Here is a 26,366-nt window from a genome sequence, read left to right as displayed (position 1 = left end):
TCACACATCTCGCCAGCCTGACCCTCCACGCTGCCTGAGCGGGCATTTGGCCCGTTCGTTCCGCCGGTCTAGGCTCACCGGATGCGGAGACGCCCGTTCCTCGCCGCCCTGGCCGCGCCCCTGGCCGCGCCCGCCCCCGCCCGGGCGGCGCCCCTGTTGCGCGTCGGGTCGAAGAATTTCACCGAGCAGCTGGTCGTCGCCGAGCTTTTCGCCCAGGGGCTGGAACGCGCCGGCGCCACGGTGCAGCGCCGCGTCAACCTGGGCGGCACGGCCATTGCCCACCAGGCGCTGCTCGCGGGCGAGATCGACCTCTACCCGGAATACACCGGCACCGGCCTGGGCGTCGTCCTCAAGCAGCCGCCAGAGGGCGATGCGGCCGAGGTGCTGGCCAAGGTCCGCGCCGGCTATGCACCGCTCGGCCTCGACTGGCTCGATCCCTCGGGCATCGACAACGGCAATGCCCTGCTGGTCCTGCCGGAGACGGCGCGGCGCTACGGCCTCGCCACCCTCTCCGACCTCGCCCGCGCCGCCCCGCGCCTGACGCTGGCTGCCGGCAATGAATTCGCCGACCGCGCCGACGGGCTTCCCGGCCTCCGCCGCGTCTATGGCATGGAGTTCCGCCGCTTCCGCCAATTCGCCGCCCTCGGCCTCCGCTATGCCGCGCTGAACCACGGCCAGGCCGATGTGGTGAACGCCTATGCGACGGACTGGCAGATCGCCACCTACGGCTTCACCACCCTCCGCGACGACCGGCATCTCTGGCCGCCCTACCAGCTCGCCGCCGTGGTCCGGCAGCAGGCGCTGCGGGACGTCCCCGGCCTCGTCCGGCCGCTGCTGGCCATCGGCGCGACGCTCGACAATGGCGTGATGCAGGAGCTGAACCGCCAGGTCGACCAGGACGGCGAGGAGCCGCGCGAGGTCGCCGCCCGCTTCCTCCACGAGCACGGGCTCGCCTGATGCGCTGGACGGGCCGCAACCTCGATGCGATCGGCGCCGCCCTGCTGGCTCACGCCGAGCTGGTCGCCGCCTCCCTCGCCCTCGCGCTGCTGATCGCCCTCCCTCTCGGCCTGCTGGTCGCCCGCCGCCCCGGCCTCCGCACCGGCCTGCTCGGCACCGCCTCGGTGCTCTACTCGCTGCCGACGCTGGCCCTCTTCGCCCTGCTGGTGCCGGTGCTCGGCCTCGGCTTCGCGCCCGCGCTGCTCGCCCTCGTCACCTATGCGGTGCCCGTGCTGCTGCGCGCGCTCGTCGCCGGCCTGGCCTCGGTGCCGCCCGCCGTACTCGACGCGGCGGAGGGCATGGGCCTCAGCCGCCGGCAGCGCCTGTTCCGGGTGGAGCTGCCTCTCGCCCTGCCGGCCTTGCTGGGCGGCCTCCGCGTCGCCTCGGTCACCCTCGTCTCGGCCGCGACGGTCGCCGCCTATATCAGCGCCGGCGGCCTCGGCACGCTGATCCTCAGCGGCCTCGACCAGGGCCATACGGAGAAGATCCTGGTCGGCGCCGGACTCGTCACCCTCATGGCGCTGCTGATCGATGCTGGCCTCGGCGCCGTGCAGCGCCGCCTACCGGCGAGCCGCTGATGGAGTGGCTCAGCACCCATCCCGGCCTCTTCCTCGCCGCGGTCGGCGACCACCTGCTCCTCTCGCTTACCGGCCTCGCCATCGGCGTGGCGCTGGCCTTGCCGTTCGGCATCGCCGTCGCCCACCGTCCGCGCCTCGCCGAAGGCGCCATCATGCTCGCCGGCGCGCTGCGCACCATCCCGAGCCTCGCCGTGCTCGCCGCGCTGCTGCCGCTGCTCGGCGTCGGCTTCACCCCCTCGGTGGTGGCCCTCGCCCTCCTCGCCCTGCCGCCCGTCCTGGTGAACACGGTGATCGGCATCCGGGGCGCCGATCCCGCCGCGCTGGATGCCGCGCGCGGCCTCGGCATGACCGGCCCGCAGCGGGCGATGCGCGTAGAGCTGCCGCTCGCCGCGCCGCTGATCTTCTCGGGGCTGCGCGTCGCCGCGGTGCAGGTGGTCTCGGCCGCGGCGCTCGCCACCTTCATCGGCGGCGGCGGGCTCGGCGACCTCGTCACCCAGGGCCTCGCCCTGCTCGATACCGGGCGGATGCTGGTCGGCGCCATCGCCATCGCCCTGCTCGCCCTTGGCACGGAGGCCGCGCTCGGCATGCTGGAACGCCACCTCGCCGCGCGGGTCCGCGGCGCATGATCGAGATCGAGGGCCTCAGCAAGCGCTGGCCCGGCGCCGACCGCGCCTCGGTGGAGAATGTCTCGCTTGCCGTCCCCGAAGGCACGAGCTGCGCCCTGATCGGCCCCTCCGGCTCCGGCAAGACGACGCTGCTGCGCATGGTCAACCGCCTGGTGGAGCCGAGCGCCGGCACCATCCGCATCGGCGGCGAGGATGCCCGCGCCATGGACGCCGTCACGCTCCGCCGCCGCATCGGCTATGTCATCCAGGAGGTCGGACTCTTCCCGCATTGGGACGTAGCGGCGAACATCGCCACCGTGCCGACGCTGCTTGGCTGGGACCGCGCCCGCATCCGCGCCCGGGTGGAGGAGGTGCTCGCCATGGTCGGCCTCGACCCGGCCCGCTTCGCCGCCCGCCGCCCGCATGAGCTGTCGGGCGGCGAGCGCCAGCGCGTCGGCGTCGCCCGGGCGCTCGCCGGCGACCCGCCCGTGCTGCTGATGGACGAGCCCTTCGGCGCCGTCGATCCCGTCCAGCGCGGCAAGCTGCAGGAGGAGGTGCTGCGCCTGCTCCAGCAGCTCCGCAAGACCGTGCTGCTGGTGACGCATGACGTGGCGGAGGCCGTCCGCCTCGGCGACGCCGTGGCCTTGCTGCGCGACGGTCGCCTCGTCCAGCACGCGCCGGCCGCGGAGATGCTGGCGCACCCGTCCGATGACTTCGCCGCCGAATTCCTCGGCGCCGACCGCATGCTGCTGCGCCTTGCGCTCTTTCCGCTGTCATCGCTGCCGGCGCGGGCGGAACCGGCGCCCGGCCCCGCCCTGCCCGAGGGCGCCACGCTCCGTGACGCCCTCGCCCGCATGCTCGCGGAGGGCGCTGCCGCCGCTCCGCTTCCTGGCGGCGGCTCCATCACCCTCGCCGACCTCCTGGCCTTCGCCGGCCAGGGCTGAGCACCGTGCCGCGGCCTGTTGCGGGCCACGGCACGAACTCGGTTCAGGCGTTCTGCAACGCCTTCTGCACCAGGTCGAACCGGTCGAGGTTCATCACCTTGGTCCAGGTTTTCACGAAGTCCCTGAGGAAAGCCGGCTGCGAGTCGTCGCAGGCATAGGCCTCCGCCACCGCGCGGAGCTGCGTGTTCGACCCGAAGATCAGGTCGACCCGCGTCGCCGTCCAGCGCGGCTGGCCCGTCGCCCGGTCCCGCCCCTCATAGACGCCGTTCTCCGCCGAAGGCTGCCAGGCCGTGCCCATGTCGAGCAGGTTGACGAAGAAGTCGTTGGTCAGCGTCTCCGGCCGGTCGGTGAAGACGCCGTGCTTCGCTCCCTCATGGTTGATGTTGAGCGCGCGGAGCCCGCCCAGCAGCACCGCCATCTCCGGCGCGGTCAGCATCAGCTGCTGCGCCCGGTCGATCAGCAGCTCCTCCGGCGAGGCCTTGTAGTCGCGCTTGAGGTAGTTGCGGAACCCATCCGCCACCGGCTCCAGCACCTCGAAGGACTCCGCATCCGTCTGCTCGGCCGAGGCATCGGTCCGGCCGGGCGTGAAGGGAACCTCCACCTCGGCACCGGCCTTCCGCGCCGCCTCCTCCACCGCGGCGCAGCCGCCGAGGACGATCAGGTCGGCGAGCGAGACCTGCTTGCCGCCGGCCTGCGAGGCATTGAACTCCTTCTGGATACCCTCAAGCTTCGCCAGCACGCCGGCGAGGCGCTGCGGCTCGTTGACCTCCCAATCCTTCTGCGGCGCGAGGCGGATGCGCGCCCCATTCGCCCCGCCGCGCTTGTCGGAGCCGCGGAAGGTCGAGGCCGAGGCCCAGGCCGTCCCGGCGAGATCGGAGATCGATAGGCCCGAGGCAAGCAGCTTGGCCTTCAGCGCCTTGATGTCCTCCGCCTCGATCAGCGGATGCGCGACGGGCGGGACCGGGTCCTGCCAGAGCAGCACCTCCTGCGGCACGAGCGGGCCGAGATAGCGGGAGACCGGCCCCATGTCGCGATGCGTCAGCTTGAACCAGGCGCGGGCGAAGGCATCCGCCAGCTGGTCCGGGTTCTCGTGGAAGCGCTTCGAGATCTCGAGATACTTGGGATCGGTGCGCAGCGCGATGTCGGTCGTCGCCATCATCGGCGCGTGGCGCTTCTCCGGGTCATGCGCGTCCGGCACGGTGGTCTTCGCCGCCGGGTCCGTCGGCGTCCACTGCCAGGCGCCGGCCGGGCTCTTCGTCAGCTCCCACTCGTACTTGAAGAGGTTGTCGAAGTAGCCGTTGTCCCACTGGATCGGGTTGGTGGTCCAGGCGCCCTCGAGGCCGCTGGTGATGGCATGGACGCCATGGCCCTTGCCGAACCTGCTCTTCCAGCCGAGGCCCATCTCCTCGATGTCGGACCCCTCCGGCTCGCGCCCGACATGCTCCTGCGGGCTGCCCGCGCCATGGCACTTGCCGAAGGTATGGCCGCCGGCGATGAGCGCGACCGTCTCCTCGTCATTCATCGCCATGCGCGCGAAGGTCTCGCGGATGTCGCGCGCCGAGGCCGCCGGGTCCGGCTTGCCGTTCGGCCCCTCCGGGTTGACGTAGATGAGGCCCATCTGCACCGCGGCCAGCGGCGCCTCCAGCTCGCGGTCGCCGGTGTAGCGCTTGTCGCCGAGCCAGCTATCCTCGGCGCCCCAGTAGATGTCCTCCGGCGGCTCCCACAGGTCGATGCGCCCGCCGGCGAAGCCGAAGGGCTTCAGCCCCATCGACTCGATCGCGCAGTTGCCGGCGAAGACGATGAGGTCGGCCCAGGAGATCTTGCGGCCGTACTTCTTCTTGATCGGCCAGAGCAGCCGCACTGCCTTGTCGAGGTTGCCGTTGTCCGGCCAGCTGTTGAGCGGGGCGAAGCGCAGCGTGCCCCCGCCGGCGCCGCCGCGGCCATCGCCGGTGCGGTAGGTGCCCGCGCTGTGCCAGGCCATGCGGATGAAAAGCGGGCCGTAATGCCCGTAATCGGCCGGCCACCAGTCCTGCGAGGTGCGCATCAGCGCGAAGAGGTCCTGCTTCAGCGCCTCGAGGTCGAGCGTCTCGAACTCCTTCGCATAGTCGAAGGCCTCGCCAAGCGGATTGGCGAGGTTGGAGTGCTGGTGCAGGATCCTGACGTTCAGCGCATTGGGCCACCAGTCGCGGTTCGACCGGCCGCCGAAGGAGGTGTGCCGCGGCGCGCTGCCATGCACCACCGGGCACTGACCGGCGCCGGGGCTCTGATTGCCGTCCATGTGTCTCTCCGCTGCCAATTCGTTGACGGGTGCGGGCCGCGTCGCGGCGGCCAGGCCAAGGCTTGCGTGATCGGGCCTTGACCCGGCGTCTCCCTCCCTCTCGGCCTGTCGGCCTCGACCCACGCTAGCCGTGTTATGCGGATAGAGGTAAGCGGAAATTTTCAACTGTCCTGATAGGCAACGGCTATCGTGCCACCCATAATCCCCGCATGAACCTCCGGGATTTCCGCTACCTGCTGGCGGTCGCCGAATACGGGCATTTCGGCCGCGCCGCCCAGGCCTGCGGCGTCAGCCAGCCGACGCTCTCCGTGCAGCTCCGCAAGCTCGAGGAGCAGCTCGGCGTCGCCCTGTTCGAGCGCGACCGCAAGGCGGTGGTCCCGACCAGCGCCTGCGAGCGGCTGATCGGCCATGTCCGCGCCGCGGTGGCGGAGGTGGATGCCATCCTCGCCGCCGCCCGCGACCTCTGCGACCCGCTGGCGGGCAAGCTCCGCCTCGGTATCATCCCGACGCTCGCGCCCTACCTGCTCCCCCTTATCTTCGCCCCGCTGCACGAGGCGCTGCCCACCCTCCTGCTGGAGCCCTGGGAGGACCAGACCCTGACCTTGCTCGACCGGCTGCGCGCCCATGAGCTGGATGCGGCGCTGCTGGCGACCGAGGTGGACGGAACGGAGTTCGCGAGCCAGCCGCTCTTCGACGAACCCTTCCTCGCCGCCCTGCCGCCCGAGCACCCGCTGGCCGCCCGGGAGGTCGTGGCCGAGACCGACCTCGCCCAGGACGTCTTGGTGCTGGCCGACGGGCATTGCCTGCGCGACCAGGCGCTCGCCGCCTGCGGCCAAAGCGGCGCTCTCGGCGGCACGCTGCGCGCGGCGAGCCTCTCGACGCTGCTCAGCATGGTCGCCGCCGGCTACGGCACGACGCTGATCCCGGGCCTCGCCGCCGGCACGGCGCAGGACATGGGCATCGTCCTCCGGCCGCTCCGGGAGCGCACCGGGCGGACCGTGCGGCTCGTCTGGCGCGCGAGCTTCCCGCGCCGCGCCGCGGCCGAGGCCGTCGGCCGGGTGATCGGCGACCGCCTGCGCGGCTTCGCGGCAGGCCCCATCTAGCGGCAGGGGATGGGCACCCCCGCTGCACGGGTCTAGCCTTCGCCGCAAACCGATCCCGCGGGAGAGAAACCCATGGCCCTCACCACCGACGGCTTCGCCATCCCGGCGCTGGCCGAGGAGCACCGCATGGTGCGCGACCTCGTCGCCCGCTTCGTCGAGCGCGACCTGATGCCGCTCGAGCCCGCCGTGCTCAAGCGCGAGTCGGAAGGCGGCAGGTACGGCCTGACGCCGGAGGAGGAGGGCCCGCTGCTCGCCAAGGCCCGGGAGCTCGGCCTCTACGGCCTCGACGTGCCGGAGGAGTTCGGCGGCGCCGACCTGCCCATCTCCGCGCTGATGGCGGTCGAGGAGGAGATGGGCCGCACCGTCACCCCCTTCATCTTCCCGCCCGACAGCCCGAACCTCCACATGCTGCTCGCCGTCGCCAACCCCGAGCAGCGGACGAAGTATCTCGACCCCTATGCCCGCGGCGAGATGCGCTCCTCCATCGCCATCTCCGAGCCCGGCGCCGGCGGCGACCCGGCGGGGATGACCACCCGCGCCGTGCAGGACGGCGAGGACTGGGTCATCAACGGCCGCAAGATCTGGGTGAGCGGCGTGCCGCGCGCCGACTTCGTCATCGTCATGGCCCGCACCGGCGAGGGGAAGCGCCAGGAGGGCGTCACCGCCTTCATCGTCGAGCGCGGCACGCCCGGCTTCATCATCGAGCGCGAGATCCCGATGATCGGCGGCCGGCGGACCTATGAGCTGGTCTTCGAGGATTGCCGCGTGCCCGCCCGCCAGATCCTCGGCGCGCTCGGCCAGGGCTATGCGCCCATGCAGCTCCGCCTCAATGTCCGCCGCCTGCAGATGGGCGCCCGCTGCACCGGCATGGCCCGCCGCGCCCTCGAGATGCTCTGCGAGCAGGCGAACAACCGCACCACCTTCGGCGTCCGCCTCGCCGACCGCCAGGCCATCCAGTGGTGGGTCGCGGACGCCGCGACCAAAATCCACATCACCCGCCTCATGGTCCGCGACGCCGCCGCCAAGATGTCCGCCGGCGAGGATGTCCGCACCGAGGCCTCGATGCTGAAGGTCTACGCCACCGAGATGGCGCAGGAGGTGCTGGACAACGCCATGCAGACCTTCGGCGCCATGGGCATGACGAAGGAGCTGCCGCTGCAGCTGATGGCCAGCCAGGTCCGCGTCCAGCGCATCTATGAGGGGCCGAGCGAGGTCCACCGCATGGCCATCGCCCGCCGCATGCTGAAGGGGTGAGGCCCGGGTGACGGGCCGGGGGCCAGGCTGCCGCCCCCGGCGCCCGGCCCGTCACCGCCGCAGCAGCATCGGCACCGCCATCGCCAGGGTGAAGCCGAGCCAGACCCAGCGCGACAGCGCCTGCTCCGTGGCGAAATGCCGCCGCGCCTCCTCCCCCTCCGGCCGCAGCAGCCGGTATTCCAGCCACCACCAATAGGGTGTGCCCACGCACCAGCCGGCGAAGAGGCGAAGCAGCCAGGGCGGTGCCGGCCCCTCGCCCCCGACCGCCGCCGCCACCCCGACCGCGCCGAGCAGGAAGCCGAGGGCCGCCACCAGCCGCCGCAGCCTCATCCGCCGAGCCCGAGCAGCCCGCGCCGCAAGGCCTCGTCCGGCATCGCCTGGCCGATCCAGCAGTCGAGCAGCCGCCGCGCGAACCCTGCCCCGCCGACCCGCGCCGCCGGCCGCCCCAGCCCCTCCAGCACCACGCCGTCGGCGAGGAAGAGCTGCCGCTCCACATCCCCCACCGCGACCGGCCGCAGCCAGGCCCGGAACGCCCCCGGCAGGGTCTCGCCGAGGCTCGCCTCCCAGGCCGCGACGACGCTCTCCAGCGGCACCGCCCGCCGGTAATGCACCTCCACCAGCCGCGGCCCGGCGGCGGCGAGGATCGCCTCCGCCTCCCCGCTCGGCCGTTCCAGGTAGAGTGCCGCCCGGTAGACCTCGATGCGCAGCCAGGAATAGAGCCGCCGCCCGGTGCCGTTCAGCACCAGCCGCCGCCCGCCCGCCTCGATCGAGGCCGGGAATTCGGCATCGGCGAAGGCCGCCAGCAGCAGCGCCCGCCGCCTCATGCCGGCCGCCGGGCGACGAGCAGGGCGAGCAGCACCAGCGCCAGGTCCTCGAGCGGGGAGGTCCAGCCCAGCGGCCGCGCCAGGAAGACGCCGAAGCAGCCGCAATTGGCGAGCGCGATGCCCCGCCACAGCGTCAGCACCAGCACCGCCCCGTTGAAGGCCGCGAGCCCCGCCGCCGCCAGCGCCGCCAGCCGGCGCCAGCGCCGCAGCGCCAGCCCGAGCGCGATGCCGAGCTCCAGCCCCGTCACCCCCACCGCCGCCGGCCAGAGCAGCGCCGCCGGCAGCAGCCGGTACTCGCCCAGCACCGCGACGAAGCCCGGCAGGTCGAGCAGCTTGCCGACCCCCGTCGCGGCATGCAGCGCGGCCAGCAGCCAGGCGAGCAGCGCCATGCCTATCCCGTGCCGCCCGGCTGGCGGTTGATCCGCCAGTCGTAGTCAAAGAAGCGCAGCGACCAGTCCGCCGGGATCGGCTCCCGCCGCCAGGAATTGATGTAGGCGATGAGGCTCGGCGCATGGCCGGGGACGAAGTCGCCGGTGAAGAAGTCGAAGATCTGCGAGACCGAGACCCGCCGCTGCGCCGGCTCCGGCCTGACCTGGTAGGTGCTCTCGCAGAACTCCCGCGCCGCGGCGGCCAGCTGCGCCTCCAGCCGCGCCGCGCGGAAGGCCTCGCGCGGCAGGCGCGGGCAGCCCCGCACCATGCAGTTCAGCGCGAAATGCACCCGCGGCTCGCCGAGCCTTCGGATCACGTCGTCCTCGTAGGATTTCAGCGTCGTCGGCGCCCCGGCGATGCGGATGGCGGTATTGGCGAAGAACTGGTAGCGCCCGAAGAGCCCAAGCTCCTCCGGCACGCCCCGCTTGACGATGCCGAGCATCGCCGTCGCGTTATAGGCATTGAGGTGCCAGGCCAGCACATCCGCCGGCGTCGGGAAGGCGGAGGGCTGGTTGCCCGGCCCCGCCGCCTCGACTTCCGCCACCACGGCCCGCAGCGGCCCCGGCTCCGCCGCGATCCCGGCGAAATCCACCCGCCCCTGGGCATCCACCCGCCGGCGCAGCACCGCCTCCCAGGGATCGAGCCAGGCCGGGTAGCCGACCAGCCGCGGCTGCGCGACCGCCGGCGCCGCCAGCACCAGGCCGAGCAGCGCCCGCCGCGGAACGGCGCTCACGGCATCGCCCCCTGCTTCGCCACGCGGCGATGGTCGATCTCCAGCCGCCGCCGGCCGCGGGCATTCTTCCGCGTCAGCACCGGCGCCGCCGCCTCGCCCGGCGCCTCGCGCGCCGCGCCGGTCAGCGGGTCCCAGAAGGCGCCGTCCCGCAACGGGACGGGCTTGAGGATGAAGGCGTCGCGCTTGGCGTTGTGCAGGCACATGGAGATCGGCCCGTCCCCGGTCGCCACCATGAAGACGCAGGCGCCGATCCGCTCGCAGTCCAGCGCCTCGGCATCCATGAAGTTGTGCAGGAAGAAGGACAGTTTGTGGACCCGCCCGCGTGCCGCGACGAGGTCCCGCCGCATCCCCCAGAGCCGCCGCGCCGCCCAGGGCAGCAGCGCCAGCGCCGCCCCCGGCCGCCGTGCGAAGCCCCGCGCCAGCGCCGCCACCGCCCGGCCCTTGTGCTTCCGGTCGAACTGGATGCCCGCCGTCGCCTCGAGGATGGTCGCCAGCGGCCGCCCCTCGCCGTAGAGGTCGTGCACCTGCCCATTGGCGACCAGCGTCATCGCATAGCGGTTGCACTCGGCATGACCGGCGATCGGCGTGTCGAAATTGATTTCCGCCCCGGCCCCGGCCCGGATCTGCGCCGAGACGGTGCCGATGTCGATCGGCTGCTGCCGGCGCCGCAGCGTCCCGCGCCCGGTATCCGCCTGGAGCTGGAAGCTCGCCAGCCGCACCACATCCGCATGCCGGACGAAGAACTCCACCACCGCCGGAATCTCGTGGAAATTCCCGTCGAAGACCGTGGTGTTGAAGAAGACCGAGAGCGGCAGCCCCCGCGCCCGCCCGATGTATTCGGCGCGGACGGCGTTGAGCGCCACCTCGTCGGCATAGCCCGGCCGCTCCTGCGTCATGTCGACATGGAAGGCGACGTCGACCAGCCCGGCCTCGCTGAGCTCCGCCAGCAGGTCCCGCGTCGCCTTGATGCCGTTGGTGAAGAGGCTCGGCCGCATCCCGCGCTCGGCGATGCGCCGGACGATCGCCACCAGCTCGTCCCGCCGCCGGAGCGTCGGGTCGCCGCCGGTGACCTGCACATCCGTATCCGGCCCGTAATGGGCCCGGATGGTGTCGATCCGCTCGAAGACGGCCTCGACGGGGATGTCCTTCACCGCCTCGGAATGGTCGGAGAGGTAGCAGAGGCTGCAATCGAGGTTGCAGCGCTGGGTGATCTCGAGCGCGACGCAGCCGATGGTCCAGCGCCGCCCCATGGACTGGCGCGGATGCCACTGGCCGGTCGCCTCCATTCGCTCGCGGGCGAGGCGCATCGGGCTGGCTCCGGCCGGCGGCAGGGGATAGGGCGCCGCCGCCGCGATCTCAGCCACGCTCATGATGCCGCTGCACGCCATGATCCGCCCCCGCCCCGCCGACCGACAGCGGCGTTACGGCCGAGGCCGGGGCGCGGATGCAGCCTGCCCGCATTTTTGCGGCACCGCTGCCACCCCGCCACCCGCCGGGCGCTGGAACCGCATCGTGCAGGAGGTGGGCATGCCCGAGGAAGACACCAGCCCGGAGGAGGCGATCCGCCACAGGGCCCATGCGCTTTGGGAGGAAGCCGGCCGCCCCGAGGGCCGCGCCGAGGAATTCTGGCATCGCGCCCGCGAGGAACTGGCCCTCGCCGACCGCGCCCCGCAGGAATTCGCCGGCGAGACCGGGGCCGCGCCCCTGCCGGAGCGGGATTAGGACGCGCTCCGGCCCGACGGTCGGTCGCGCCCATGACCCCGATCGGCTGATCCATCCGACCGGCCTGTGCGCCAGCCTACAGCCCCGCCTTCCTCACGGCCCTGCGCAGCAGCCAGCCATGGACGCCCGGCACCTTGCCGATGGCATCCCGGAGCGTCCTGAGCTCGCCCTCGGCCCGCGCCTTGGCGACGGCCGCCTCCACGGCCTGGCCGCGCGCGACCTGCTGGCCCTCCTCCAGCGCCGCGATGCGCCGCGCCGCATAGGCCTCGACGCCGCCCTTGTCGAACTCCCGGAGGCTCGCTTCCGCCTTGGCGAGCCTGGCGCGGAGCTCGGCCAGCTCCGCCTCGAGCTGCGCTACCTGACGCCCCTGGCCCTTGGCGCCACCCCTCGGCTTCACGGGCGCCTTCCTCGGACGCGGCGGACGGGTCATGCTGCCTCCCTCTGGATGAAGCCGCCGCCCAGCACCCGCTCCCCGTCATAGAGCACGCAGGCCTGGCCCGGCGCGGCGATGGCCGGCACCTCCGGGGTGACGCGCAGCACGCCTGCCGCCGCATTCCAACGCGCGAGGGCCGGCTGCGGCACCTCCCGGGCGCGGAGCTTCACCTGGCAGGCGACGGGCCCCTCCGGCGGGGCGCTCAGCCAATTGACCTCGGCCACCGTGACCTCGGCCTGCGGCAGCGCGGCCCGCGGCCCGACGACGACGCGCCGCCGCCCCGGCTCCACCGCCGCGACATAGAGCGGCTGCTCCCCGTCGCGGGAGGCCTGCCCCAGCCCGCGCCCCTGGCCGACCGTGTAGCGCGCGATGCCCGCATGCCGCCCGAGCACGCGCCCGTCGAGATGGACGATCTCCCCCGCCTCCGCCGCATCGGGGCGGAATTGGGCGACGACATCCGAGTAGCGGCCCTCCGGCACGAAGCAGATGTCCTGGCTGTCCGGCTTCTCGGCCACCGCCAGGCCGAGCCGCGCCGCCTCCGCCCGGACGGCCGCCTTGTCCGGCATCCCGCCGAGCGGGAAGCGGCAGAATTCCAGCTGCGCCCGGGTGGTGGCGAAGAGAAAGTAGCTCTGGTCCCGCGCCGGATCGGCCGCCCGGTGCAGCTCCGCCCCCGCCGGGCCCTCGACGCGCCGCGCGTAATGCCCCGTCGCCAGCGCCTCCGCGCCGAGGTCGCGGGCGAGGCCGACCAGGTCCTCGAACTTCACCGTCTGGTTGCAGCGCACGCAGGGGATGGGCGTCTCGCCGCGGGCGTAGCTGTCGGCGAAGTCCTGCACCACCGCCGCGCGGAAGCGGCTCTCCCGGTCGAGCACGTAGTGCGGGATGTCGAGCCGGTCCGCCACGCGCCGGGCATCGTGGATGTCCTGGCCGGCGCAGCACGCCCCCTTGCGGGAGGTCGCCGCCCCATGGTCGTAGAGCTGGAGGGTGGCGCCGATGACCTCGTGCCCCTCCGCCTTCAGCAGCCCGGCGACGACGCTGCTGTCGACCCCGCCCGACATGGCGACCAGGATGCGCATCAGGCCGCGTCCAGCCCCTGCTGCCAGAACCGCGCCTCCAGCCGCGCCGCCTCGGCGAAGGTCGCCGAGAGGATGGGAAAGCGCGCCGGGCCGCCATGGCTCTCGCCCAGCGCGTCGATCCTGAGGGCCGCCGCCCGCGCCATCGCCTGGTAGTCCGGCGCGGCATAGGCGTCGATCCAGCTCTGGTAGGGGTTGCCCTCCCGCCGCCGGCGCGGATCGGCGAGGATGCGCAGCGCGACCTCCCCATACCCCACCGTGCAGGGGGCGAGCGCCACCTCCAAGTCGAGGATGTCCCCCGCCAGCCCGCGGTCGATGACGTAGCGGGTGTAGCTGACCGTCTCGGCGCTCTCGGCCGTGCCGCGCACCTCCGCCTCGGAGAGGCCCCATTCCGCGCAATAGCCGAGATGGAGCTGCGTCTCGGCGAGGATGGCGGCGATCGCCGCCGTCTTGTCCCGCATCGCCTCGATGCTCTCGGCCTTGAACACCGCCAGCGCCTTGGCGCGCGCGAAATGGATGAGGAAGAGGTAGTCCTGGATCAGGTAGCGGCGGAAGGCCGCCAGCGGCAGCGTCCCGTCCGACAGCCCCTGGACGAAGGGATGCCAGGTATAGGATGCCCAGTCGCCCGCGCAGGCCTCCCGCAACCGCCGGAACAGCCCGCCCTCGGCCCCGAAACCATCCCAGGGGATATCAGCCACCGGCATTCCGCGTGCCGGAGGGCAGCGTCACCACCAGCCCGTCCAGCGCCTCGGTCATGATGAGCTGGCAGCCGAGCCGGCTCGTCTCCTGCAGGTCGAAGGCGAGGTCCAGCATGTCCTCCTCGTCCTCGGTCGGCTCAGCGAGCTTCGTGAACCAGGAGCCGTCGACGATGACATGGCAGGTCGAGCAGGCGAGCGAGCCCTCGCAGGCGCCCTCGATGTCGACGCCATGCTTATGAGCGATCTCGAGCACCGAGAGGCCGAGCGGGGCATCGACCTCCCGCCTGGTGCCGTCCCGCTCGACGAAGGTCATCTTCGGCATCTACCTGCTTGCTCCCGAAACGGCCGCACGCCAGCCCGCGGCGAGGGATGCTGCGGCCCGGTCCACATCCGCGGGCGAGGTAAAGCGACCGATCCCGATCCGCAAGGTGGCGCGTGCCTCCGCCTCCGGAATCCCGATGGCGCGGAGCACGTAAGATGGCTCCACCGCCGCCGAGGAACAGGCCGAGCCGGTCGAGACGCAGAGCTCCGGCGCCGCTGCCATCAGCGCCTGGGCATCGACCCCGCCGGGGAAGGTGAGGTTGAGGTTGCCCGCCACCCGCCGCTCGGGGTGCCCGTTCACCCGGACCTCCGGCACCTCGGCCCTGAGCGCCGCGAGGAAGCGGTCCCGCTGCCCGGCGATCCGCCCGGCATCCAGCATCGCCTCGATCCCCGCGACGCGGGCCGCCTCGCCGAGGCCGACCACCAGCGGCGCCGGCAGGGTCCCCGAGCGCAGCCCCCGCTCCTGCCCGCCGCCGGAGAAGAGCGGGGCGAGGCGGACGCGTGGCCGCCGCCTTACATAAAGCGCGCCGACGCCCTTCGGCCCGTAGATCTTGTGCCCGGAGATGGAGAGCAGGTCCGCCCCGATCTCCTCGACATCGAGCGGGATGCGCCCTACCGCCTGCGCCGCATCGGTATGGAAGAGCGCGCCGGCCGCCTTCACGATGCGGCTGATCGCCTCGAGGTCCTGCACCACGCCGATCTCGTTGTTCACCGCCATGACGGAGACGAGCAGCGTCCCGCCCTCCACCACCTCGCGCAGGGCATCCAGGTCGACCAGCCCATCCGGCCCGACCGGCAGCAGCACCGGCTCGAACCCCTCCTCCGCCAGGTCCCGCACGCTCTCGAGGACGCATTTGTGCTCGGTGACGAGGGTCACGACCCGCCGCCGCTCGTCCCCCTGGCTGCGGGCGAAGCGCGCCGCCCCCTTGATGGCGAGGTTGTTCGCCTCCGTCGCCCCCGAGGTCAGCACGATCTCCCGCGCCTCAGCCCCGATCGACCCGGCGATCTCGGCCCGCGCGGCCTCGACAGCCTCCTCCGCCGCCCGCCCCATGGCGTGCTCGACGCTGTGGGGGTTGGCGAAATTCTCCTCCCACCAGGGCCGCATGGCGGCCAGGACCCGCGGGTCGAGCGGGGTGGTGGCGTGGTTGTCGAGATAGACGGGGCGGTTCGGGCGCATCACCCCATGGTGGGGCTTCAGGCGGCGGATTGGGAGAGGCGCCGGCGCATGGCAGACCACGCCTCGAGGAAGCGCTCCGCCGCATTCTCCGGCGCATTCCAGGGCAGCGAGACGCGGATGCCGCAACCGGCCAGCGCGCCGAAGCCCATCGCGGCGAGCACCGGGCTCCGCGCCACCTTGCCCGAGGAGCAGGCCGCGCCGGCCGAGACGCGGACCCCGGCGAGGTCGAGCGCGATCACCTGCGTCTCCGCCGCGATGCCCGGCAGGATGATGCAGGTGGTGTTCGACAGCCGCGGCGCCCCGGCGCCGGCGATGACGGCCTCGCCCACCACCCCCGCCTCGATCCGGTCCCTGAGCGCGGCGAGCCGCCCGGCCTCGCCCGGCGCCGGCTCCGCCGCCGCCATCCCGGCGATGGCCGGCAGCGGCTCCGTCCCGCCGCGCCGCCCGCGCTCCTGCCCGCCGCCCGCGATCAGCGCCGGCAGCTCGAGCCCCGGCCGCAGCAGCAGCGCCCCCGCCCCCGGCGGCCCGCCGAGCTTGTGGCCGGAGACCGCCCAGCTATCCGCCCCCTCGGGCAGGGCGATGCGCCCCGCCGCCTGCACCGCATCCATGTGCAGCAGCGCCCCATGCGCGCGGCAGAGTGCTGCCGCCTCGGCGGTGGGGTGAAGGACGCCCGTCTCGTTGTTCGCCGCCATCAGGCAGACCAGCGCCGGCGGTCCCTCGGCCAGCATCCGCTCCAGCGCGGCGAGGTCGGCCTGCCCGCTGCCGAGCACCGGCACGGCCTCCGCCCCGGGTCCGGCCGCCGCCAGCACCGCCGGGTGCTCCGTCGCCCCGGCCAGCACCCGCCGCCCGCGCCCCAGCCCATGGATGGCGAGCGCATTCGCCTCCGTCCCGCCCGCGGTGAAGACGACATCCGCTGGCCTGGCGCCGAACCGCGCCGCGACGGCCTCCCGCGCCTCCTCCAGCCGCCGCCGGGCTGCCCGCCCGGTGCCATGCACGGCGGACGGGTTGCCCCCGGCATCCAGCGCGGCAAGCACCGCCGCCCGCGCCGCCGGCCGCAACGGCTCGGTCGCATTCGCATCGAGGTAGAGGCTCATTCGGCGGCCTGTACCCTCGGCACATTGGCCCGCCCGGCGATCCGCCCGGCGACCACATCCGCCAGCGTCACATGCCCGAGGAAGAGCCGGATCTGCTCGCCGAGCTCCTGCCACAGGTCATGCGTCAGGCATCTCTGCCCGGCGAGGCAACCGGGCGAGCCCTCCTCGCAGCGGGTCGCCCGCAACGGCTCGTCCACCGCATCGACGATGGCGGCGACGGCGATCTCCTCCGCCGGCCGGGCCAGGCGATACCCGCCCCCCGGCCCGCGTGCCGAGGCGACAAGCCCGGCCCGGCGCAGATGGCCGAACAACTGTTCGAGATAGGCCACCGAGAGCAGCTGCGCCCCGGCGAGGTCCGCCAGCGAGACCGGCCGCGAGGCCGGATTCCCAAGCCTTCCAGCGCCTTCGCAGCCCTCCTGCCGCGCCGCCAACTCGACCATTGCCATCACCGCATAGCGACCACGAGTGGAAAGTCGCATGCCCCAATCCCCTTTTTGCGGGCACCGGCTCGGCCCGTCCCCCGGCGCCGTCGCGGGAATATGGGGATCGCGCCTTGATTTCGTTATGAATCGCGGAACCGCATCCCTATATTCCCGCCACCCCCGGATCCGGGAGACTGTCCGGGGGGTTGCCGATCCATGAACCGGAGACATAGCTGCTGCGATGAAACACGTCCCCTTCGGGAGCGTCGCATCGATCAGGCTATTTTGTCCGACCAACCCGGTCAACCATGAGGCCGGGCGGGGCGTGGATCGGGGCCGGCTCCGTCAAGCCGGCAAGGACTTCCCCATCAAGCGTCCGTGCGCGCTTGGCCTGTCGGCGGGGCGGGGCAACCTTCCGTCGGCAGCCCAGACGCGCAGGGCACAACCGGAATTGGACCCACGGGACGATGCCTGAGGTCATGTTCGCCGGCCCTGACGGCCGGCTCGAAGGCCGCTACCACCACTCGAAGCAGCCCAATGCGCCCGTTGCGCTGCTGCTTCACCCGCACCCGCTGCATGGCGGGACGATGAACAACCGGGTGATCCACGCGCTCTACCAGCGCTTCCAGGCCATGGGCTTCTCGACCCTGCGCTTCAACTTCCGCGGGGTCGGCCGCAGCCAGGGCCGCTACGACGGCGGGATCGGCGAGATCTCCGACGCCGCCTCCGCGCTCGACTTCCTGCAGGCGGTGAACCCGAACTCGCACAGCCTCTGGGTCGCCGGCTATTCCTTCGGCGCCTATGTCGGCATGCAGCTGCTGATGCGCCGGCCGGAGATGGGCGGCTTCGTCTCCATCAGCGCGCCGGCCAGCCACTACGACTTCGGCTTCCTCGCCCCCTGCCCGTGCAACGGCCTCATTCTGCACGGCGCGGCGGATGAGCTGGTGCCGGAGAGCTCGGTGAAAAAGCTGGTCGACAAGCTGAACACCCAGCGCGGCATCACCATCGACTACCGCGTGATGCCGGGCGCCGGCCATGTCTTCACGCCCGAGGAGACCGAGCGGGTGGTGGACATGGCGGAAGACCATGTGAACAGCCGCATGAACCGCAGCCGGATGGCGCTCGCCGCCGACTGATCGCGGTATCGGAGGTTGCAGGACCGAAGGCCGGGGGGGACACTCCTCCGGCCTTCGTCAATTCGGGGATTCCCGATGCCCAAGCGCCGCACGCTGCTCGCCACCCCCGCCCTGCTCCTCGCCCGCCCGGCCCGGGCCGCGGACTGGCCCGACCGGCCGCTCGCCATGATCGTCGCCTTCGCCCCGGGCGGCGGCACGGACCTCGCGGCCCGCACCATCGCCCGCTTCCTGGAGCGCGACCTCGGCCAGCCCGTCGTCGTCAACAACCGCCCCGGCGCCGGCGGCGAGATCGGCTTCGGCGAGCTGGCACGCGCCAAGCCGGACGGGCTCACCATCGGCTTCATCAACACGCCGCACATCGTCACCCTGCCGATCGAGCGCCGCGCCCGCTTCCGGCTGGAGGACTTCACCCTGATCGCCAACATCGTGGACGACCCGGGCGCCTTCTACGTCCTGACCGACAGCCCCTACCGCAGCCTCGCCGATGTCATCGCCGCTGCCCGCGCCCGGCCGGAGAGCATCAGCTACGGCAGCACCGGCATCGGCTCCGACGACCACCTGGCCGTCCTCGCCTTCGAGCGCCAGGCAGGCATCCGCCTGCTCCACATCCCCTATGCCGGCAGCGCCCAGGTGAAGCAGGCGCTGATCGGCAAGACCATCGACATCGCCTCGATGAACGTCGCCGAGGGGGTGCAGGAGAGCCGTCAGGGCCTGCTCCGCCTGCTGGCCCAGATGGGCGACCGCCGCACCGAGGTGGCGCCCGAGATCCCGACCTTCCGCGAGGCCGGCTTCGACGTGGTCGAGGGCTCCATGCGGGGCCTCGCCGCCCCCGCCGGCCTGCCACCCGCGGTGCTGGAGCGCCTGTCGCAGGCCGTGGACCGCGTGGTGCAGGACCCGGAGTTCCAGGCCAGCGCCATCCAGCAGGCCCTGCCGCTCCGCTTCCTCGGGCCGGAGGCCTATCTCGCCGAGCTCACCGCGCTCCGCGGAAAGTACCAGGCCCTCTGGTCCGCCCATCCCTGGAAGGAGTGACCGGAGAGGGGCTGGCCGCCCCTCCCCCTCCGCTCAGGCGAAGAGCAGGTCCGCCGCCGGCGCGCTGCCGGTATCGGTGAAGGCGAAGTCCACCGCCCCGTTCCGGTTCAGCAGCGCCGTGCCCCGGGCGAGCTCGGCGCCGTTGTAGCTGATGCCGTCGACATGCAGGTTGCGGTCGGTGCCCGCGCTGCCGCCATAGGCATCGTTGAGGAAGGTGACGGTGACCTTGTGCTGGCCGAGGCCCCAGTCGCCCCGCAGGGTGATGGCGTCCTCCGCGCCCGTCCCGTGCAGCGCGCCCGCCGTCAGCGTGCCGCCGATCGCCTTGCCGTCGACCTTGACGGCGTATTGCGCGCTGCCGTTCCAGGCATTCTGGCTGATCTTCAGCACCAGCGCGTCCGCACCGCTGCCGATGGTCTTCACCACGCCGCCGGGCGTCGCGCCGCCGGTGTCGGTGAAGGCGAAGTCCGCCGCGCCGTTCCTGTTGAGGAGGACCGCCCCCTGGGCGACCACCTTGCCGTTGTAGCTGACGCCGTCGACATGGAGGTTGCGGTCCGTGCCGGCGCTGCCGCCCCAGGCATCGTTGAGGAAGGTGACGGTGACCTTGTGGGGACCGGCAGCCCAGTCGCCGCGCAGGGTGACCAGTCCGGACAGCCCCGTGTCATGCGAGGCGCTGGCCGTCAGCACCCCGCCGATCTGCTGGCCGTCGACCTTGACGGTGTACTGCGCGCTGCCGTTCCAGGCATCCTGGCTGATCCTCAGCGCCAGCGCGTCGCTGCCGCTGCCGATGGTGATGGGCGGCGGGATCATCGGCAGCGGCAATGGCGGCTGCCCGGGCGCCGGCGCCGAGGACTTCAGCCAGTCGAAGCGCGCGGCGAAGTCGCCCTGCCAGGCAGCGCGGTCCTCGTAGATCGTCCGCGCGCCGCCGCTGCCGGCGAAGCCGAGGTCCTGGTCCGTGCGGTCCGTCCAGTACTGGTTGCCGACCTTGCGGAACTCGCCGCCCCAGCTCTCCGCCGTCGGGTCGTTGTTGTCGGCATTGTCGATGAGATAGAAGATGCTGCCGGAGTCGCCCATCTTCACCAGGTTTATGTCCCCGTAAGTGCCGCGGATGTCGAAGGTGTTCTCGTAGAAGAAGTCCCCGAGCGTGCCGTGGCCCTTGGCATTGGTCGCCGCCCAGCCATTGCCGGTCGGGTACCGGTTGTCGGGCATGGCGTAGACCCCGAAGGCGGTCGAGAACTCGTCGATCCACCAGAGGTCGCCCTTCCCAGCGAATTGCGACTTGATGTAGCTGTAGGCATTCGGCTCCTGGACCTGGCCGGCCACCGAGATGAGGCGCAGGCTGGCCGCGATGTCCGGCGCGTCGTGCAGCGCCCGCGCCACGTCGCCGACCCCGCCCCAGGTGACGACATAGAGGTCGGTCCCCGCCGCCGCGGCCTCGCGCGCCTCGCGGACGATGGCGCGGGAGGCATCGGTCTGCGCCACGATGCCGGACCAACCCGCCAGCGCCTTGGTGCCCTGGTAGGTGTTCGCGTGCAGCTCGGCCGCCGTCTTGAAGCCGCTGCCGTGCCGGGCGAGCTCGTCCTGGTTGTCGGCATACTTGTCGATGACATGGTGGATGAACTTCACGTCGTTCTTGCCCGGCTGCCAGCGCGAGACGCTGGAGGAGATGCCGACCAGGTCGAATTTGTCCTGGTACATCAGGGCATGGACCATCGACTGCACGTCGTCCTTGTCGCCGTCGATGGTGTTGATGCCGGTGATCATCTGCATGTCGGTCGAGATGAACAGCCTCGGGAGAGCCATGGATCTGTCTGCCTTCTGCCTGCCGTCCCGGCGGTCCCGCCCGCCATCCCGCCGGGACGGGGCGCAGGCCGCCGGGCGGCTCATGGAGGTCCGACTTCGCGATTGCGTGAGTCACATGTCCTGTCTGTCATTCGCATGACGGGAATCTTAACGGCAGATAATATACTTTCGGTTGAGATGGCGGCGCCGCCACGGCCCCGGCGGCGCGATCGGCCCCGGAAGCCCCTGCCCATCCGGCCCGGCCTCGCCCAAACTGGCCGCCTCCGACCGGAGGCCCGCCGATGATCCAGGTCCATCACCTGAACAACTCCCGCTCCCAGCGCGTGCTCTGGCTGCTGGAGGAGCTGGACCTCCCCTATGAGGTCGTCCGCTACGAGCGGGACCCGCAGACCATGCTCGCCCCGCCGGCGCTCCGCGCCGTCCACCCGCTCGGCAAGTCGCCCGTGCTGGTCGAGGATGGCGAGGTGGTCGCCGAGACCGGCGCCATCGTCGAATACGTGCTGGAGCGCCATGGCGCCGGCCGCCTCGCCCCGGCGCCGGGCACGCCGGCGCATCGCCGCTTCCGCTACTGGCTGCACTTCGCCGAGGGCTCGGCGATGACGCCGCTGCTGGTGAAGCTCTACCTGACGCGCGTCGGCGAGGCGGCCGCCCCCGTCCTCTCCCGCATCGAGGCCAATCTCGCCGCCATGCTCGACTACCTGGAGGCGGAGGTGGCGAGGGAGGGGCATTTCGCCGGCCCCGGCTTCACCGCCGCCGACGTGATGATGAGCTTCCCGCTCGAGGTGGCGACCGCCCGCGGCGGGCTGGATGCCGCCCGCCCCGCCCTCTTCGGCCTGCTCCGCCAGCTCCAGGCCCGCCCCGCCTATCGCCGGGCGCTGGAGCGCGGCGGCGCCTATGCCTACGCCCCTTGAGGCGGCAAACCGTCCGGACCCGGTTGCCCTCGCCCCCCGCAGCGACTACCTGACGCGCGACGGTTTTCCTCCTTTCGTAAAGACAGGCATGAGCGATCCAACCGACCTGCCGCCGGGCACCGCGCCGGCGGATGCGCAAGCCGCGGCCCAACCGACCGACGCCGAGGCGAGCCCCGACCAGTCCCCGCCGAACAGCTTCGCCGAGCGCATCGCGGCGCTGGAGGCCGAGGTCGCCCAGTTCCGCGACCGCTGGCTGCGCGCCGAGGCGGAGACGCAGAACCTCCGCGCCCGCACCCAGCGCGAGGTGGCGGATGCCCGCAACTACGCCATCCAGAAGTTTGCCGGCGACGTGGTGGAGGCCGCGCAGAACCTCCGCCGCGGCCTCGAGGCCCTGCCCGCCCCGCGCGGCGACGAGGACCCGCTGCTGGCGAAGCTCCGCGAGGGCTTCGAGGGCGTCGAGCGCAGCTTCGTCGGCATGCTGGAGCGCCATGGCATCCAGCGGCAGGAGGCCCAGGGGCAGCCCTTCGACCCGGCGCTGCACCAGGCGATGGCCGAGCAGCCGGCGCCCGAGGGCGTCGCCCCCGGCACCGTCATCCAGGCCTGGACCCCGGCCTGGACGCTGAACGGAAGGCTGCTGAAGCCCGCCATGGTCGTGGTTGCGGCAGGCGGCTCCGCCAACGCCTCGGCCGCCTAAAATTTAGCCACAGGGCGACCGGGGGCCTTGTTCTGCCCCTGGGGCGCCAATACATCGGGAGCGTTGCCGGCAGCATTCCGGCAATATTCCCATCCGAAGATCGCCTGGGCCCGGCTCGGGCAGGACGAGTTCATGGGGACGGGTGCGGTGCCATGCCAGGGCCGCCCTCGCCCGCCGCAAAGGAGAAGTACGGATGAGCAAGGTTATCGGCATCGATCTCGGGACCACGAATTCCTGCGTCGCCATCATGGAAGGCAAGGAAACGCGGGTCATCGAGAACGCCGAGGGTGCGCGCACCACCCCCTCCATGGTCGCCTTCGCCAAGAACGGCGAGCGGCTGGTGGGTCAGAGCGCCAAGCGCCAGGCGGTGACCAACCCGAACAACACGCTCTATGCGGTGAAGCGCCTCATCGGCCGCCGCTTCGACGACCCGATCGTCAACAAGGACATCAACCTCGTCCCCTACAAGATCGCCCGCGCCGACAACGGCGATGCCTGGGTCGAGGTCGAGGGCCAGAAGTACGCGCCGCAGCAGATCAGCGCCAATGTGCTGACCAAGATGAAGGAGACGGCCGAGGCCTATCTCGGCGAGAAGGTGACGCAGGCCGTCATCACCGTCCCCGCCTACTTCAACGACGCCCAGCGGCAGGCCACCAAGGAGGCTGGCGCCATCGCGGGCCTCGAGGTGCTGCGCATCATTAACGAGCCGACGGCGGCCGCGCTCGCCTACGGCATGGACCAGAAGAAGGGCGGCACCATCGCGGTCTACGACCTCGGCGGCGGCACCTTCGACGTCTCCGTGCTCGAGATCGGCGACGGCGTCTTCGAGGTGAAGTCCACCAACGGCGACACCTTCCTCGGCGGCGAGGATTTCGATGCCCGCATCATCGACTACCTGGCCGATGAGTTCCGCAAGGAGCAGGGCATCGACCTGCGCGGCGACAAGCTCGCCCTGCAGCGGCTGAAGGAGGCCGCCGAGAAGGCGAAGATCGAGCTCTCCTCCGCCAAGCAGACCGAGGTGAACCTGCCCTTCATCACCGCCGACGCCTCCGGGCCGAAGCACCTGGTGATGACGCTGACCCGCTCGAAGCTCGAGGCGCTGGTCGATGACCTCATCGCCCGCACCATGGAGCCCTGCAAGCAGGCGCTGAAGGATGCCGGCCTCTCCGCCGGCGAGATCGACGAGGTGATCCTGGTCGGCGGCATGACCCGCATGCCCAAGGTCATCGAGGCGGTGAAGCAGTTCTTCGGCAAGGAGCCGGCCCGCAACGTCAACCCGGACGAGGTCGTCGCCATCGGTGCCGCGATCCAGGGCGGCGTGCTGAAGGGCGAGGTGAAGGACGTCCTGCTGCTCGACGTGACCCCGCTGAGCCTCGGCATCGAGACGCTGGGCGGCGTGTTCACCCGGCTGATCGACCGCAACACGACGATCCCGACCAAGAAGTCCCAGGTCTTCTCGACCGCCGACGACAACCAGACGGCGGTGACGATCAAGGTCTTCCAGGGCGAGCGGGAGATGGCGGCCGACAACAAGCTGCTCGGCAATTTCGACCTGCAGGGCATCCCGCCGGCGCCGCGCGGCGTGCCGCAGGTGGAGGTGACCTTCGACATCGACGCCAACGGCATCGTCTCCGTCTCGGCGAAGGACAAGGCCACCGGCAAGGAGCAGCAGATCAAGATCCAGGCCCGCTCCGGCCTGTCCGACAACGACATCGAGCGGATGGTGAAGGATGCCGAGGCGAATGCCGAGGCCGACAAGAAGCGCCGCGAGACCGTTGAGGCCCGGAACAACCTGGAAGCCCTGATCCACAGCGCCGACAAGACGCTGAAGGAGAATGGCGACAAGGTCGGCCCGTCCGAGAAGGGCGAGGTCGAGAGCGCGATCGCCACGGCCCGCACCGCCCTCGAGGGCGGCGAGCTGGAGGCCATCCGCTCCGCCTCCGAGGCGCTGTCCCAGGCGACGATGAAGGTCGGCGAGGCGCTCTACAAGGCGCAGCAGGCCTCCGAGCAGCAGCAGGGCGGCGGCGACCAGCCTGGCGCCGGGGCCTCCGGCGGCGGCTCCGACAAGGTGGTGGATGCCGATTTCGAGGAAGTCGACCCCACCAAGAAGAAGTCCGGCTAAGCCCGGACAGCGCCCGGCCCCCAAGGGACGTCCCTGGGGGCCGGGTTCGTCGGAGTTCGGGCCCGGGGACTAGCTCCTCCGGGCCCTTTTCGCTGCACCTTCCTCAGGGGATGTCGCCCCGGCCATGGCGAAGCGGGATTTTTACGAAGTGCTCGGCGTCTCGCGCGAGGCGAGCGAGGACGAGCTCAAGAAGGCCTATCGCAAGCTGGCGATGGCCTACCACCCTGACCGCAACCAGGGTGACAAGGAGGCCGAGGCCAAGTTCAAGGAGCTGAACGAGGCCTATGACGTCCTGAAGGACGCCGAGAAGCGGGCGGCCTATGACCGCTTCGGCCATGCCGCCTTCGAGGGCGGCGGCGGCCCGGGCGGGGGCGGCGGAGGCGGCAACCCCTTCGGCGCCGGCTTCGAGGACATCTTCGAGGAGATGTTCGGCCGCTTCGGCGGCGGCGGCCGCGGGCGGCAGCGTCAGGCCTCCGGCCGCGGCGCCGACCTCCGCACCACGGTCGAGATCAGCCTGGAAGAGGCCTTCGCCGGCACCAAGTCGACGGTGCGGGTGCCCAGCAGCGTCTCCTGCGAGGCCTGCAACGGCTCCGGCGCCGAGGCCGGCTCCACCGCGGCCCAGACCTGCCCGACCTGCCAGGGCGCCGGCAAGGTCCGCGCCCAGCAGGGCTTCTTCCTGATCGAGCGCACCTGCCCCACCTGCGGCGGCCAGGGCCGGATCATCAAGAACCCCTGCAAGGTCTGCCAGGGCGCGGGCCGGGTGCAGCGCGACCGCACCCTCAACGTCTCCATTCCGGCCGGGGTGGAGGACGGCACCCGCATCCGCCTCGGCGGCGAGGGCGAGGCCGGGCTGCGCGGCGCGCCGGCGGGCGACCTCTATGTCGATGTCGGCATCCGCCAGCACCCGCTTTTCCAGCGCGACGGCGCCAACATCTTCGTCCGCGTACCGCTCCGGATGACGCAGGCGGCGCTCGGTGGCGCGGTGGAGGTGCCGGCGGTGGATGGCTCGCGCCAGCGCGTCACCATCCCGGCCGGCACCCAGGCGGGGGACCAGTTCCGCCTGCGCGGCAAGGGCTTCTCCGTCCTGCGCAGCGCGGCGCGGGGCGACATGTATGTCCAGGTCTCGGTCGAGACGCCGCAGAATCTCAGCAAGCGCCAGCGCGAATTGCTCGAGGAATTCGAGGCCGAGGCCGCCAAGGGCGGCCGCACCAGCCCCGAAAGCGAGGGATTCTTCGCCAAGGTGAAGGATTTCTGGGACGGATTGGCCAGATAACGGCTCAGTGATTGGCGCCTGGCGAACGATTCGGCTGCGGGAACCCGGCCCGATTCGCCACGTTCTACAACCCGACCGCTGCACTTCCCCCCAACGGCGGTCCAGGCAGGCGGCGGTGCGCGATTGGTCCCAACGCACCGCCGCCCGCCCCCCCTTTCCCGACACAGGAGTTGCCTGATGGCCGCCAGCCCCGTGGCCCCTGGTGTGGCCATCGAGGAAACCGCCCAGCTCATCGCCGCCGGCAAGGTCGGCGGCACGCCGGTCTTCAACCGGCGCGGCGAGCGGCTCGGCACCGTCGAGGACGTGATGCTCGACAAGCGGTCCGGCCGGGTCGCCTATGCGGTGATGGCCTTTGGCGGCTTCCTCGGCATCGGCGAGCGCTACCATCCCCTTCCCTGGTCCATGCTGCGTTACGACGTCGATCTCGGCGGCTATGTGGTCGATCTCGACCGCGAGCAGCTTGAGGGCGCGCCGAGCTACGCCACGACCGAGGAGGTCGACTGGGCCGATCGCCAATGGGGCCAGCGCGTCTCCGACTATTACGGCGTCCGCCCCTACTGGTCCGAGGTCCCCTGACCTAGCCCACTGACCTAGGGCACGGCAGGGATTTAATTCGCCGTGGTCTCGGTTTGGGGTCGTGGTGACAGTGTGTAGTTCCATTGTGAGCAGGTGGTATGCCTGGTGAGGAGCAGGCGCTGCATGTCTGCGTCGGAGACGGCC

At 71.9% G+C, this 26,366-nt stretch carries 28 protein-coding genes; 14 read left to right on the top strand and 14 right to left on the bottom strand.

The genetic code is table 11. The features are described 5' to 3' along the window. Window positions 1-81: 81 nt before the first annotated feature. From AC5JJ1_RS19605 to AC5JJ1_RS19590, 4 genes are read left to right on the top strand one after another with little or no spacing between them, the layout of a single operon-like run. Window positions 82-957, top strand: coding sequence for a glycine betaine ABC transporter substrate-binding protein (locus tag AC5JJ1_RS19605; RefSeq protein WP_495786798.1), 876 nt, complete (start codon window positions 82-84; stop codon window positions 955-957). Continuing rightward, window positions 957-1,574: an ABC transporter permease gene (locus AC5JJ1_RS19600; protein ID WP_495786797.1), complete on the top strand. Its 618-nt coding sequence runs from the start codon at window positions 957-959 to the stop codon at window positions 1,572-1,574. Before AC5JJ1_RS19605 ends, AC5JJ1_RS19600 begins: the two co-directional genes overlap by 1 nt. Then, window positions 1,574-2,200 (top strand): ABC transporter permease, encoded by a 627-nt coding sequence (locus tag AC5JJ1_RS19595; RefSeq protein ID WP_495786796.1) that lies wholly within the window; start codon window positions 1,574-1,576, stop codon window positions 2,198-2,200. Before AC5JJ1_RS19600 ends, AC5JJ1_RS19595 begins: the two co-directional genes overlap by 1 nt. Then, window positions 2,197-3,123, top strand: a complete 927-nt coding sequence (locus AC5JJ1_RS19590) for an ABC transporter ATP-binding protein (RefSeq protein ID WP_495786795.1) — start codon at window positions 2,197-2,199, stop codon at window positions 3,121-3,123. The genes AC5JJ1_RS19595 and AC5JJ1_RS19590 overlap by 4 nt, the downstream gene beginning before the upstream one ends. Before the next feature lie 43 nt (window positions 3,124-3,166). On the opposite strand, the gene katG is transcribed toward AC5JJ1_RS19590, so the two are convergent. After that, window positions 3,167-5,401, bottom strand: coding sequence for a catalase/peroxidase HPI (gene katG / locus AC5JJ1_RS19585; protein WP_495786794.1), 2,235 nt, complete (start codon window positions 5,399-5,401; stop codon window positions 3,167-3,169). Window positions 5,402-5,610: 209 nt separating this feature from the next. Between katG and AC5JJ1_RS19580 the strand changes: the two genes are divergently transcribed. Beyond that, a complete protein-coding gene (locus AC5JJ1_RS19580; protein ID WP_495786793.1) occupies window positions 5,611-6,504 on the top strand; it encodes a LysR substrate-binding domain-containing protein in 894 nt (297 codons plus the stop codon). A gap of 72 nt (window positions 6,505-6,576) precedes the next feature. Further along, on the top strand, window positions 6,577-7,758 hold the full coding sequence (locus tag AC5JJ1_RS19575) for an acyl-CoA dehydrogenase family protein (protein WP_495786792.1): 1,182 nt from the start codon (window positions 6,577-6,579) through the stop codon (window positions 7,756-7,758). A gap of 51 nt (window positions 7,759-7,809) precedes the next feature. Here AC5JJ1_RS19575 and AC5JJ1_RS19570 read toward each other — a convergent pair whose 3' ends face one another. Genes AC5JJ1_RS19570 through AC5JJ1_RS19550 form a run of 5 tightly spaced genes read right to left on the bottom strand, consistent with a single transcriptional unit; the run spans window position 7,810 to window position 11,108 of the window. Next, window positions 7,810-8,088 (bottom strand): hypothetical protein, encoded by a 279-nt coding sequence (locus tag AC5JJ1_RS19570; protein ID WP_495786791.1) that lies wholly within the window; start codon window positions 8,086-8,088, stop codon window positions 7,810-7,812. Next, entirely contained in the window at window positions 8,085-8,582 is a 498-nt protein-coding gene (locus AC5JJ1_RS19565) for a chalcone isomerase family protein (protein WP_495786790.1), read from the bottom strand. Before AC5JJ1_RS19565 ends, AC5JJ1_RS19570 begins: the two co-directional genes overlap by 4 nt. Beyond that, a complete protein-coding gene (locus tag AC5JJ1_RS19560) occupies window positions 8,579-8,971 on the bottom strand; it encodes a MauE/DoxX family redox-associated membrane protein (protein WP_495786789.1) in 393 nt (130 codons plus the stop codon). Before AC5JJ1_RS19560 ends, AC5JJ1_RS19565 begins: the two co-directional genes overlap by 4 nt. 2 nt (window positions 8,972-8,973) lie before the next feature. Then, window positions 8,974-9,744: a DUF547 domain-containing protein gene (locus AC5JJ1_RS19555; RefSeq protein ID WP_495786788.1), complete on the bottom strand. Its 771-nt coding sequence runs from the start codon at window positions 9,742-9,744 to the stop codon at window positions 8,974-8,976. Next, entirely contained in the window at window positions 9,741-11,108 is a 1,368-nt protein-coding gene (locus AC5JJ1_RS19550; RefSeq protein ID WP_495786787.1) for a radical SAM protein, read from the bottom strand. Before AC5JJ1_RS19550 ends, AC5JJ1_RS19555 begins: the two co-directional genes overlap by 4 nt. 163 nt (window positions 11,109-11,271) lie before the next feature. Between AC5JJ1_RS19550 and AC5JJ1_RS19545 the strand changes: the two genes are divergently transcribed. Then, a complete protein-coding gene (locus tag AC5JJ1_RS19545; RefSeq protein WP_495786786.1) occupies window positions 11,272-11,466 on the top strand; it encodes a DUF2934 domain-containing protein in 195 nt (64 codons plus the stop codon). Between the two features lie 76 nt (window positions 11,467-11,542). On the opposite strand, the gene AC5JJ1_RS19540 is transcribed toward AC5JJ1_RS19545, so the two are convergent. Genes AC5JJ1_RS19540 through AC5JJ1_RS19510 form a run of 7 tightly spaced genes read right to left on the bottom strand, consistent with a single transcriptional unit; the run spans window position 11,543 to window position 16,738 of the window. Continuing rightward, window positions 11,543-11,896 (bottom strand): hypothetical protein, encoded by a 354-nt coding sequence (locus AC5JJ1_RS19540; RefSeq protein WP_495786785.1) that lies wholly within the window; start codon window positions 11,894-11,896, stop codon window positions 11,543-11,545. Beyond that, the gene (mnmA, locus tag AC5JJ1_RS19535) at window positions 11,893-12,972 is read right to left on the bottom strand and encodes a tRNA 2-thiouridine(34) synthase MnmA (RefSeq protein ID WP_495786784.1); all 1,080 of its coding nucleotides are present in this window, start codon (window positions 12,970-12,972) and stop codon (window positions 11,893-11,895) included. Before mnmA ends, AC5JJ1_RS19540 begins: the two co-directional genes overlap by 4 nt. Next, complete coding sequence (locus tag AC5JJ1_RS19530) at window positions 12,972-13,673, bottom strand: TenA family protein (protein ID WP_495786783.1); 702 nt, start codon at window positions 13,671-13,673, stop codon at window positions 12,972-12,974. Before AC5JJ1_RS19530 ends, mnmA begins: the two co-directional genes overlap by 1 nt. Beyond that, window positions 13,660-13,989 (bottom strand): ferredoxin family 2Fe-2S iron-sulfur cluster binding protein, encoded by a 330-nt coding sequence (locus AC5JJ1_RS19525; RefSeq protein ID WP_495786782.1) that lies wholly within the window; start codon window positions 13,987-13,989, stop codon window positions 13,660-13,662. The genes AC5JJ1_RS19530 and AC5JJ1_RS19525 overlap by 14 nt, the downstream gene beginning before the upstream one ends. Beyond that, window positions 13,990-15,165: a cysteine desulfurase family protein gene (locus tag AC5JJ1_RS19520; RefSeq protein ID WP_495786781.1), complete on the bottom strand. Its 1,176-nt coding sequence runs from the start codon at window positions 15,163-15,165 to the stop codon at window positions 13,990-13,992. It lies immediately after the preceding gene. 17 nt (window positions 15,166-15,182) lie between these two features. Beyond that, entirely contained in the window at window positions 15,183-16,259 is a 1,077-nt protein-coding gene (locus tag AC5JJ1_RS19515) for a cysteine desulfurase family protein (RefSeq protein WP_495786780.1), read from the bottom strand. Further along, window positions 16,256-16,738: an Rrf2 family transcriptional regulator gene (locus tag AC5JJ1_RS19510; protein WP_495786779.1), complete on the bottom strand. Its 483-nt coding sequence runs from the start codon at window positions 16,736-16,738 to the stop codon at window positions 16,256-16,258. The genes AC5JJ1_RS19515 and AC5JJ1_RS19510 overlap by 4 nt, the downstream gene beginning before the upstream one ends. A gap of 410 nt (window positions 16,739-17,148) precedes the next feature. Between AC5JJ1_RS19510 and AC5JJ1_RS19505 the strand changes: the two genes are divergently transcribed. Beyond that, window positions 17,149-17,817, top strand: a complete 669-nt coding sequence (locus AC5JJ1_RS19505) for an alpha/beta hydrolase (protein WP_495786778.1) — start codon at window positions 17,149-17,151, stop codon at window positions 17,815-17,817. A 75-nt stretch (window positions 17,818-17,892) separates the two neighbouring features. Continuing rightward, window positions 17,893-18,846, top strand: coding sequence for a tripartite tricarboxylate transporter substrate binding protein (locus AC5JJ1_RS19500; RefSeq protein WP_495786777.1), 954 nt, complete (start codon window positions 17,893-17,895; stop codon window positions 18,844-18,846). Between the two features lie 33 nt (window positions 18,847-18,879). Here AC5JJ1_RS19500 and AC5JJ1_RS19495 read toward each other — a convergent pair whose 3' ends face one another. Next, complete coding sequence (locus AC5JJ1_RS19495) at window positions 18,880-20,646, bottom strand: nucleoside hydrolase-like domain-containing protein (protein WP_495786776.1); 1,767 nt, start codon at window positions 20,644-20,646, stop codon at window positions 18,880-18,882. A 281-nt stretch (window positions 20,647-20,927) separates the two neighbouring features. Between AC5JJ1_RS19495 and AC5JJ1_RS19490 the strand changes: the two genes are divergently transcribed. From AC5JJ1_RS19490 to AC5JJ1_RS19470, 5 genes are all read left to right on the top strand, one after another. Beyond that, on the top strand, window positions 20,928-21,557 hold the full coding sequence (locus tag AC5JJ1_RS19490; RefSeq protein WP_495786775.1) for a glutathione S-transferase family protein: 630 nt from the start codon (window positions 20,928-20,930) through the stop codon (window positions 21,555-21,557). Window positions 21,558-21,645: 88 nt separating this feature from the next. Then, window positions 21,646-22,251: a nucleotide exchange factor GrpE gene (locus AC5JJ1_RS19485; protein ID WP_495786774.1), complete on the top strand. Its 606-nt coding sequence runs from the start codon at window positions 21,646-21,648 to the stop codon at window positions 22,249-22,251. A gap of 193 nt (window positions 22,252-22,444) precedes the next feature. Continuing rightward, window positions 22,445-24,373, top strand: a complete 1,929-nt coding sequence (gene dnaK, locus AC5JJ1_RS19480) for a molecular chaperone DnaK (RefSeq protein WP_495786773.1) — start codon at window positions 22,445-22,447, stop codon at window positions 24,371-24,373. A 124-nt stretch (window positions 24,374-24,497) separates the two neighbouring features. After that, a complete protein-coding gene (dnaJ, locus tag AC5JJ1_RS19475; RefSeq protein WP_495786772.1) occupies window positions 24,498-25,646 on the top strand; it encodes a molecular chaperone DnaJ in 1,149 nt (382 codons plus the stop codon). Between the two features lie 177 nt (window positions 25,647-25,823). Then, window positions 25,824-26,222, top strand: coding sequence for a PRC-barrel domain-containing protein (locus tag AC5JJ1_RS19470; RefSeq protein ID WP_495786771.1), 399 nt, complete (start codon window positions 25,824-25,826; stop codon window positions 26,220-26,222). Window positions 26,223-26,366 lie beyond the last annotated feature (144 nt).

This window comes from Belnapia sp., assembly GCF_059504005.1.
Note: the sequence above shows the minus strand (reverse complement) of the source record. Positions and strands in the feature narration are given on the sequence as shown.

Excerpts from the sequence above, each read along its gene's own strand:
- AC5JJ1_RS19590 (WP_495786795.1), top strand. The coding sequence starts at position 2,197 with ATGATCGAGATCGAGGGCCTCAGCAAGCGCTGGCCCGGCGCCGACCGC.
- AC5JJ1_RS19505 (WP_495786778.1), top strand. The coding sequence starts at position 17,149 with ATGCCTGAGGTCATGTTCGCCGGCCCTGACGGCCGGCTCGAAGGCCGC.
- AC5JJ1_RS19470 (WP_495786771.1), top strand. The coding sequence starts at position 25,824 with ATGGCCGCCAGCCCCGTGGCCCCTGGTGTGGCCATCGAGGAAACCGCC.
- AC5JJ1_RS19560 (WP_495786789.1), bottom strand. The coding sequence starts at position 8,971 with ATGGCGCTGCTCGCCTGGCTGCTGGCCGCGCTGCATGCCGCGACGGGG.
- AC5JJ1_RS19510 (WP_495786779.1), bottom strand. The coding sequence starts at position 16,738 with ATGCGACTTTCCACTCGTGGTCGCTATGCGGTGATGGCAATGGTCGAG.
- AC5JJ1_RS19545 (WP_495786786.1), top strand. The coding sequence starts at position 11,272 with ATGCCCGAGGAAGACACCAGCCCGGAGGAGGCGATCCGCCACAGGGCC.
- AC5JJ1_RS19580 (WP_495786793.1), top strand. The coding sequence starts at position 5,611 with ATGAACCTCCGGGATTTCCGCTACCTGCTGGCGGTCGCCGAATACGGG.
- dnaK (WP_495786773.1), top strand. The coding sequence starts at position 22,445 with ATGAGCAAGGTTATCGGCATCGATCTCGGGACCACGAATTCCTGCGTC.
- AC5JJ1_RS19540 (WP_495786785.1), bottom strand. The coding sequence starts at position 11,896 with ATGACCCGTCCGCCGCGTCCGAGGAAGGCGCCCGTGAAGCCGAGGGGT.
- AC5JJ1_RS19520 (WP_495786781.1), bottom strand. The coding sequence starts at position 15,165 with ATGCGCCCGAACCGCCCCGTCTATCTCGACAACCACGCCACCACCCCG.
- AC5JJ1_RS19570 (WP_495786791.1), bottom strand. The coding sequence starts at position 8,088 with ATGAGGCTGCGGCGGCTGGTGGCGGCCCTCGGCTTCCTGCTCGGCGCG.
- AC5JJ1_RS19600 (WP_495786797.1), top strand. The coding sequence starts at position 957 with ATGCGCTGGACGGGCCGCAACCTCGATGCGATCGGCGCCGCCCTGCTG.
- katG (WP_495786794.1), bottom strand. The coding sequence starts at position 5,401 with ATGGACGGCAATCAGAGCCCCGGCGCCGGTCAGTGCCCGGTGGTGCAT.
- AC5JJ1_RS19605 (WP_495786798.1), top strand. The coding sequence starts at position 82 with ATGCGGAGACGCCCGTTCCTCGCCGCCCTGGCCGCGCCCCTGGCCGCG.
- AC5JJ1_RS19495 (WP_495786776.1), bottom strand. The coding sequence starts at position 20,646 with ATGGCTCTCCCGAGGCTGTTCATCTCGACCGACATGCAGATGATCACC.
- AC5JJ1_RS19500 (WP_495786777.1), top strand. The coding sequence starts at position 17,893 with ATGCCCAAGCGCCGCACGCTGCTCGCCACCCCCGCCCTGCTCCTCGCC.
- AC5JJ1_RS19530 (WP_495786783.1), bottom strand. The coding sequence starts at position 13,673 with ATGCCGGTGGCTGATATCCCCTGGGATGGTTTCGGGGCCGAGGGCGGG.
- mnmA (WP_495786784.1), bottom strand. The coding sequence starts at position 12,972 with ATGCGCATCCTGGTCGCCATGTCGGGCGGGGTCGACAGCAGCGTCGTC.
- dnaJ (WP_495786772.1), top strand. The coding sequence starts at position 24,498 with ATGGCGAAGCGGGATTTTTACGAAGTGCTCGGCGTCTCGCGCGAGGCG.
- AC5JJ1_RS19525 (WP_495786782.1), bottom strand. The coding sequence starts at position 13,989 with ATGCCGAAGATGACCTTCGTCGAGCGGGACGGCACCAGGCGGGAGGTC.
- AC5JJ1_RS19485 (WP_495786774.1), top strand. The coding sequence starts at position 21,646 with ATGAGCGATCCAACCGACCTGCCGCCGGGCACCGCGCCGGCGGATGCG.
- AC5JJ1_RS19575 (WP_495786792.1), top strand. The coding sequence starts at position 6,577 with ATGGCCCTCACCACCGACGGCTTCGCCATCCCGGCGCTGGCCGAGGAG.
- AC5JJ1_RS19565 (WP_495786790.1), bottom strand. The coding sequence starts at position 8,582 with ATGAGGCGGCGGGCGCTGCTGCTGGCGGCCTTCGCCGATGCCGAATTC.
- AC5JJ1_RS19515 (WP_495786780.1), bottom strand. The coding sequence starts at position 16,259 with ATGAGCCTCTACCTCGATGCGAATGCGACCGAGCCGTTGCGGCCGGCG.
- AC5JJ1_RS19490 (WP_495786775.1), top strand. The coding sequence starts at position 20,928 with ATGATCCAGGTCCATCACCTGAACAACTCCCGCTCCCAGCGCGTGCTC.
- AC5JJ1_RS19595 (WP_495786796.1), top strand. The coding sequence starts at position 1,574 with ATGGAGTGGCTCAGCACCCATCCCGGCCTCTTCCTCGCCGCGGTCGGC.